Consider the following 7,199-nt stretch of genomic DNA (forward strand, 5'->3'; position numbering starts at 1 on the left):
ACCTGACCGCCCATCAGGATGGTGAATATCCTGTCAGCTTCCATCGCATCCTCAATGGTAACCCTGAGCAGTGTTCTGTTCTTCGGGTCCATCGTGGTATCCCACAGCTGGTGCGGGTTCATCTCACCCAGACCCTTGTAGCGCTGCACCTTGATGCCCTCTCTGCCCAGCTTCTCAAGCAGGCGCTCCATCTCGGCCTCGCTGTAAACATACACCTCCCGCTTGCCCTTCTTCACCCTGTAAAGCGGAGGCTGGGCGATGTACACGTAGCCCCTCTCTATCAGCGCGGGCATATAGCGGTAAAAGAAGGTTAGCAGCAGGGTGCGTATGTGCGCGCCGTCAACATCGGCATCAGTCATTATTATTATCTTGTGGTAGCGTGCCTTCTCCACGTCGAACTCATCGCCTATGCCAGCACCTATCGCGGTGATCATGGCGCGTATCTCCTCATTTTTGAGAATCTTATCAAGGCGCGCCTTCTCCACGTTAAGTATCTTGCCGCGCAGCGGGAGAATCGCCTGGAAGCGGCGGTCGCGTCCCTGCTTTGCACTGCCCCCGGCTGAGTCACCCTCCACGATGTACAGCTCACTCTTAGCGGGGTCGCGCTCCTGGCAGTCGGCCAGCTTGCCGGGCAAGCCCTGGCCGTCGAGGGCGCTCTTGCGCCTTGCAAGCTCCCTCGCCTTGCGTGCAGCCTCCCGGGCGCGCGCCGCCATTATACACTTATTTATAACCTTTCTGGCTATGCTCGGATTCTCCTCAAAGAACCTGCTCAGCCCCTCGTTCACTATGCTCTCCACTATGCCCTTAACCTCACTGTTGCCCAGCTTGGTCTTGGTCTGACCCTCAAACTGTGGTTCAGGGATACGGATGCTGAGCACGGCGGTCAAACCCTCGCGCACATCATCGCCGCTAAGCGTTACATCACCCTTGAGCAGGTTGTTCCTCCTTGCATAATCATTTATCACCCTGGTGAGCGCCGAACGGAAGCCGGTTACGTGGGTTCCGCCCTCAGCGGTATTTATGCTGTTCACAAAGCCATAGAAGTTCTCGCGGAAGCTGGTGGTGTACTGCATTGCCAGCTCCACATAGGTGGAATCCCGCTGGGTCTCGAAGTAAACAACCTTCCTGTGCAGGGGCTCCTTACCGGAGTTGAGCCACTTCACAAAGGCTGCCAGGCCGCCTGAATAGCAGAAGGTGACCTCCCTGCCTGTGCGCTTATCGCGCAGGGTGATCTTAATACCCTTGTTGAGAAAGGCCAGCTCGCGGAATCGTGACGCCAGCGTATCAAAGTTGAAATCAGTGGTGTCAAAAATCTCTGGGTCTGGCTTGAAGGTTATCTTTGTGCCCCTGCGCCTGGACTTGCCCACGATGCGCATCTTCTCCACCGGTTTGCCGCGCTCAAAGCGCTGCCTGAAAACCCTGCCATTGCGCCGCACTTCTGCAACAAGCCATGCAGAGAGCGCATTTACAACACTCACCCCCACGCCGTGCAGTCCGCCGGAGATGCGGTAAACCTTCTTGCCGAATTTCCCGCCCGCATGGAGCATGGTCAAAGCTATCTCCAGCCCGGGCTTCTTGAACTTGGGGTGCACATCTGTGGGTATACCCCGCCCATTATCAGCAACACTAACACTACCGTCCCTGTTGATAACTACCTTTATATTGTTGCAGTACCCGGCCAGAGCCTCGTCAACGCTGTTGTCCACCACCTCATAAACCAGGTGATGCAGCCCGCTCGGACCGGTGGAGCCGATATACATTCCGGGACGGCGCCTTACCGCTTCCAGGCCCTCCAGAACCTCGATGTCCTTGGCAGCGTAATCATCCACCATGCTCATACCCAAAAACAGGTTGTTTTGACACAGATATAAATCTTTCAATTTCATATTATGCCGGCAGAATACCTTTATAATAAGTTGTTGAAATAAATGCTTGGCAGGGCGAAATGACGCGCAGAGAGGACATAATCAAGGAACTTGAAGCACATAGCAGGAGCATCGACGAGCTTGCAAGGCTTTTTCAGTGCTCCAGGCGTGAGATTCTGGAGGACCTCAGGCATATACGGCACACACTGCGCAGCCGTGGAAAGCGCATCTACACTCTGCCCGCAATCTGCAACTCCTGCGGGGAGCCTATAAATATTATCAAGCTGAAAAACATTAAACGCTGCCCGAAGTGCAGGTCACGGCATGTTACACCTGCCAGGTTTAAAGTAAAGAGTGGTTAGAATGCAGCAGGCAAAGAGAGAACTGGACTACCTCAAGCAGATACTCAGCGACGACTACCTGGCGCTTCTCGACGTGGCAACAAACCTCGAGGTGGTGCTCTACCACTATGCAAGGCACCTGCTTGTACCCTCGCTGGTAAGTGAGGAGGAGTTCGCCGCATGCGCCGCCAGGGAGCGCGAGGGCTGGCATCCTCTGCACAACCTGCTGGAGCTGATGGAGAAGAAGGGCATGGACGAGAAGGAGTTCGCTGCCCTCGCGGAGCGTGTGGCGGAGCTCCACCTTCGCATAGCACGCGACGCCAGCGCCGAGCTTAGCTACAGCGAGGTTAGCGAGCTGCTCGACGCCTGTGAGAGGCTGCTGGAGGGCAGGCGATGAAAACCTGGGTGGAGAAGTATCGCCCGAGAACACTCAGGGAGGTTGCAGGCAATCCCAGGGCAATAGCGGCGCTCATGGCATGGGTGAAGGAGTGGAAGCTGGGCATACCAAAAAAGCGGGCGGTGCTGCTCTACGGTCCACCGGGCTCCGGAAAAACCTCCGCCGCCTATGCTCTCGCCAGAGACCTGAACTACGACTACATAGAGCTGAACGCCAGCGACTGGCGCACCCGCGACGTTATAAACCGCATAGTGGGCAGTGCCTCTCGCTTCGGAACGCTTGACCCTGAGAGGAAGAAGAAGGTTATAATTCTCGACGAGGTTGACGGCATACACGGCAAGGCCGAGTACGGCGGTCTTGCGGCACTCAAACAGCTGATAGGGCGGAGCAGGCACCCCATAATACTCATCGCCAACGACCCCTGGAAACTGCCCCCCGACTTCAGAGGCTTAACGCTGATGGTGGAGTTCAAGCGCATAAATCAGAGAACTGTTCTGCGGGTACTCAAGGAGATATGCCGCCGGGAGGGCATAGAGGCAGAGGAGAAGGTACTCAGGATAATCGCCACAAACTCCAACGGCGACCTGAGGAGTGCGCTCAACGACCTTCAGGCGCTGGCTGAGGGCAGGCGTAAGCTGACCCTTGCAGACGTTGAACTCCTTACAATGCGCGACGTTGAAATAAAGATATTCGACACCCTGGTGAGGATACTCAAAACAGAGAACCTGGAACGCGCCAGAGAGGCAGTTTTCGACTCAGGTGAGCAGCCGGACACAATACTCAAGTGGCTCGCTGAGAATCTGCCCCTGGAGTACCGCGACCCCGAAGACCTGGCAAGGGGCTATAACTACCTCTCACGTGCGGATGTGTTTCACGGGCGGATACTGCGAAGACAGGACTGGGGGCTGCTAAGCTACATGATTGACCTGATGAGCGCGGGTGTGGCACTGGCCAAAAAGAAGAAGTATACCGGCTTCACCCGCTATCAGTACCCCAAGATATTTGCAATGTATGCGCGGAGCCGCGATAGAAGGCAGAGCTTCGGCGCACTGGCAGAGAAGCTTCAGGGAAGACGAGATGCCCATACAAAGATTCACGCCTCAAAGCGCGTCATAAATGAGCAGTTCATACCCATGCTTGAGCTGATTATGAAGCACAACAGAGAGTTGGCGGCCCTGGCAGCGTCGGAACTAGAGCTGGAGCTGAAGGATATAAAGCTGCTTGTGGGTGGCAATGAGAAGCTTGCAGATGAGATTTACAGGCGCGCTGAGGAGATAACAAAGGACAGGCTGAGGCGCCTGACCAAGGGGGATAAAACTAAACAGGTCTCCCTGTGGGAATTTTAGTCCCTGTTGTACTTGCCCCTCGTGGCGAAGTAGGACTTCCTCCGCAGGGCGTTCATCACAGTGCGCGCGCTCACCATTCCGACTATTTTTCCGTCGTCATCCACTACCGGCATGTGGCGCACATAGCGCCCCATCATGCGCTCCGCCGCCTCCTCCACAGGTGCATCCTGGTGCACCGTTGTTAAAACCCGGCACATCACATGCTTGAGCTCAGTGCCGCACATTATATCAACGAGCGACGTCTTCTCTGTGTCCAGGTTCTTAACCACAACCTCGCGCAGCATGTCGCGCTCTGTAAACATGCCTATTGAGTCTGTGGGAGTGCCAACGATAACGCTGCTTATGTTCTTCCTTACCATTATCTTCGCCGCTTCTGCAATAGTTGTGTCAGGTGGGACAAAAGTGGCTCCATGCATTATTTCCTTGACCTTCATGTCCTGAAGCAAGAAATTTCACGTTGTAAAAAATAGGAACCACCCGCAAGTGCGACTAGGGTTTTGGGGCCAGCTCAGCTTCCTCAATGATGTAAACTCCGCTGTTTCCCTGCCATAGCTTCCTTGCCCTCTTAACCACTATCCTCTTCCTGAACAGGGGCATGTCCAGCACCAGTGTCTCTGCCTCGCCGCCTTCGAAGCCTAGATGAAAGCGATAGCGTTCCGCCAGCTCCCTGAGCTGTGAGAGCTTCTCAGGGGTTATTACGACGCCCAGCCACTCTTCGCCGAGCCCCTCGGCAGCTACCGCCGTGATCATGACCTCAAAGCCGCTTGCGAGAAGCTCATCCCAGTATCTGGAGGGCTCTATACCCCAAAGGGGAGAGTAAACCTCCAGACCCAGCTCAGAGCATATCCTCTCTATGCGCTCCCGCTGGTAGTTGGAGGCCAGAGCGCCCGTGACTATGCCTTCAACCTCATCGGCAACGCGTGCAATAAGGTTGTGCAGGTCGACCAGCTCCACCTCCTTCTCACCCGAGGTGGTGCCCCTTATCAGCGGTATCCCCATTGCCTTTGCCTGCAGCTCTACCAGCGCCGCATTGGGATGGTGGAACATCCAGCTGTCCTCACGCTCCGGCAGCATGTTCAGCAGGTAGGCTACACTATTCCCTTCTTCCACAGCCTTATAGAGTGCAAAAAGACTGTCCTTGCCTCCGCTTACCAGTGCTGCGAGTTTCATGAAAATCCCGGCAATGCCTCAACCCTCTGGCAGGGAATTATAACGTGCTTGAGTATTTTAACAAGCTGCACAGTGTGATGTTGCGCTGCTGTGCTACCACCTGATTTCAAATCTCTCAAACTCGCCTGTGTACTCCTCTTCCCTGGCTTCAACATTGGTCACATTCGCGTAGGGTGAGCCCTTCCAGCACCAGCGCACTATCGCATCGACTGCCTCGTCCTCGCCCTCAAATACAGCCTCCACCCTGCCGTCGGGTAGATTTCTCACCCAGCCTTTTACCCCCAGCTCCTCCGCTCTCCTGCGGGTGTGCTCGCGGAAAAACACGCCCTGGACCACGCCGGAGATAAACACATGCATACGCTTCATGGATAAAACTATATCTTGGTAGGATATTACATTTTCCATATGAAAGGGCTCAGGAAGGGCTTCAGCACGGGCACGTGCGCTGCTGCAGCGGCGAAGGCGGCGGCACTGCTACTCACAGGGAGGAGAAGAAAAAGCGTAAGTGTGGGACTGTCCTCCGGTAAAAGAGCACAGCTCGGCATTGCCCTGCTGGAAGGGGACGAGAAAACAGCAAGGGCGTGTGTTGTTAAGGATGCTGGCGATGACCCTGACATAACCCATGGCGCGCTGATATGTGCAGAGGTGAGCCGATGCCAGGGCGGAGGGGTAAAAATAAAAGGTGGAGAGGGGGTGGGTGAGGTAACCAAGCCCGGGCTTGCTGTACCCGTTGGGGAGGCTGCCATAAATCCGGTGCCCAGAGAGATGATACGCAGTGCTGTAAGGGAGGTTATACCCGAGGGGGGTGTGGAGGTTACGGTTTCAGTGCCTGGGGGTAGAAAACTTGCGCAGAAGACCATGAACCCAAAGCTTGGGATAGAGGGGGGCATCTCAATCCTTGGCACCACCGGCATAGTGGAGCCCTGGAGCGAAGATGCATTCAAGCGCTCGCTTGTGCCCCAGATAGATGTCGCCCTTGCCAGGGGGTTTGATGAGGTGGTACTCACCCCGGGCAACATAGGAGAGAGGAGTGCTATCAGGCAGGGCATACCCGAGGATGCGGTGGTGCAGTGCGGCAACTACATTGGCTACATGCTCGACGAATGCGCCGCAAGGGGCGTGAAGGGTGTGCTGCTCTACGGCCATGTGGGCAAGCTTGTCAAGGTCGCCGCCGGGGTGTTCAACACCCACAGCAAGGTTGCGGATGCCCGCCTGGAGACGCTCGCAGCCTACGCTGCAGAGGCGGGTGCATCGGGAGAGCTTGTAAAGCAGGTGCTCGGTGCTGCTACTGCAGAAGAGGCGGTTGAAATTTTAGGAGGCGCAGGCCTTGCTGAGGTGCTCAACCGCATTGCTGAGCGTGCCTCACAGCGCGCCGCAGAGCGCGTGGGCGGAAAGGTTAACATAGGCACAGTGCTAATTAACCTGAAAGGAGAGGTAATAGGTAGCGACAAAAAAGCGAGGCAGATAAGGTGGGGAAGATACTTGTTGTAGGCGTCGGTCCTGGAAGCGAGGAGTACCTTACACCAGCGGCCAGGCGCGCCATCGAGAGCGCCTCGGCCTTTGTGGGAGGTGAAAATGCGCTGAGATTTGCACCTCCAAACAAGCCAAGAATGGTGATACATCGCAATTTAGAGGAGGTGGCTGGCTTCATTGAGAAGCACTCCTCCCGCAAAGTGGCGGTGCTTACCTCCGGCGACGCGACGCTGTTCAGCATCCTTGGATTTCTGAAGAAGAGGTTTCCCGGGGATATGCTCGAGGTTATTCCGGGCATAAGCTCAGTTCAGCTCTGCTTCGCGAAGATTAAAGAGCCCTGGAATGGAGCCAGAGTTATAAGCCTCCATGGGCGCAGCTTTTCCGCACAGGAGTTTCGCGATGAGGAGAAGCTGGTTATTATGTGCGACCCAAGAAGCCCGCCTCAGAAGATTGCAGAAGAGCTGCTCAGGCGCTGGGGAAACCGGCGCTGCGCAGTGTGCGAGAATCTGAGCCTGCCCGGGGAGCGCGTTGTGAGGGCTACGCTTGAGGAGATTTCAGAGGAAAAATTCGGTGGCAACAGCGTGGTGGTGGTGTGGCGATGAGGTGG

Annotated in this window: 9 protein-coding genes; 5 read left to right on the top strand and 4 right to left on the bottom strand. The window is 55.8% G+C overall.

Annotation, left to right across the window (positions count from 1 at the left end):
• On the bottom strand, positions 1-1,838 hold a 1,838-nt coding region (gene gyrB, locus ACXJJW_RS07840; protein WP_456475183.1), incomplete at its 3' end, for a DNA topoisomerase (ATP-hydrolyzing) subunit B.
• Positions 1,839-1,945: 107 nt separating this feature from the next.
• On the opposite strand from gyrB, the gene ACXJJW_RS07845 reads away from it, so the two are divergent.
• Genes ACXJJW_RS07845 through ACXJJW_RS07855 form a run of 3 tightly spaced genes read left to right on the top strand, consistent with a single transcriptional unit; the run spans position 1,946 to position 3,949 of the window.
• Positions 1,946-2,227: a transcriptional regulator gene (locus ACXJJW_RS07845; RefSeq protein WP_456475184.1), complete on the top strand. Its 282-nt coding sequence runs from the start codon at positions 1,946-1,948 to the stop codon at positions 2,225-2,227.
• A gap of 1 nt (position 2,228) precedes the next feature.
• Positions 2,229-2,603, top strand: a complete 375-nt coding sequence (locus ACXJJW_RS07850; RefSeq protein ID WP_456475185.1) for a hypothetical protein — start codon at positions 2,229-2,231, stop codon at positions 2,601-2,603.
• Positions 2,600-3,949 (top strand): replication factor C large subunit, encoded by a 1,350-nt coding sequence (locus ACXJJW_RS07855; protein ID WP_456475186.1) that lies wholly within the window; start codon positions 2,600-2,602, stop codon positions 3,947-3,949. Before ACXJJW_RS07850 ends, ACXJJW_RS07855 begins: the two co-directional genes overlap by 4 nt.
• Here ACXJJW_RS07855 and ACXJJW_RS07860 read toward each other — a convergent pair.
• The 3 genes from ACXJJW_RS07860 to ACXJJW_RS07870 form a co-directional block, all read right to left on the bottom strand.
• The gene (locus ACXJJW_RS07860) at positions 3,946-4,383 is read right to left on the bottom strand and encodes a CBS domain-containing protein (RefSeq protein ID WP_456475187.1); all 438 of its coding nucleotides are present in this window, start codon (positions 4,381-4,383) and stop codon (positions 3,946-3,948) included. The genes ACXJJW_RS07855 and ACXJJW_RS07860 overlap by 4 nt on opposite strands.
• Positions 4,384-4,438: 55 nt before the next feature.
• Entirely contained in the window at positions 4,439-5,119 is a 681-nt protein-coding gene (locus ACXJJW_RS07865) for a diphthine--ammonia ligase (RefSeq protein WP_456475188.1), read from the bottom strand.
• Between the two features lie 93 nt (positions 5,120-5,212).
• Entirely contained in the window at positions 5,213-5,485 is a 273-nt protein-coding gene (locus tag ACXJJW_RS07870) for an acylphosphatase (protein WP_456475189.1), read from the bottom strand.
• 39 nt (positions 5,486-5,524) lie between these two features.
• Between ACXJJW_RS07870 and cbiD the strand changes: the two genes are divergently transcribed.
• Together cbiD and cbiE are read left to right on the top strand one after the other, a co-directional pair.
• Entirely contained in the window at positions 5,525-6,610 is a 1,086-nt protein-coding gene (gene cbiD, locus ACXJJW_RS07875) for a cobalt-precorrin-5B (C(1))-methyltransferase CbiD (RefSeq protein WP_456475190.1), read from the top strand.
• The gene (cbiE, locus tag ACXJJW_RS07880) at positions 6,589-7,194 is read left to right on the top strand and encodes a precorrin-6y C5,15-methyltransferase (decarboxylating) subunit CbiE (RefSeq protein WP_456475191.1); all 606 of its coding nucleotides are present in this window, start codon (positions 6,589-6,591) and stop codon (positions 7,192-7,194) included. The genes cbiD and cbiE overlap by 22 nt, the downstream gene beginning before the upstream one ends.
• The last annotated feature ends 5 nt before the right edge of the window (positions 7,195-7,199 follow it).

The organism is Candidatus Pyrohabitans sp., assembly GCF_054014795.1.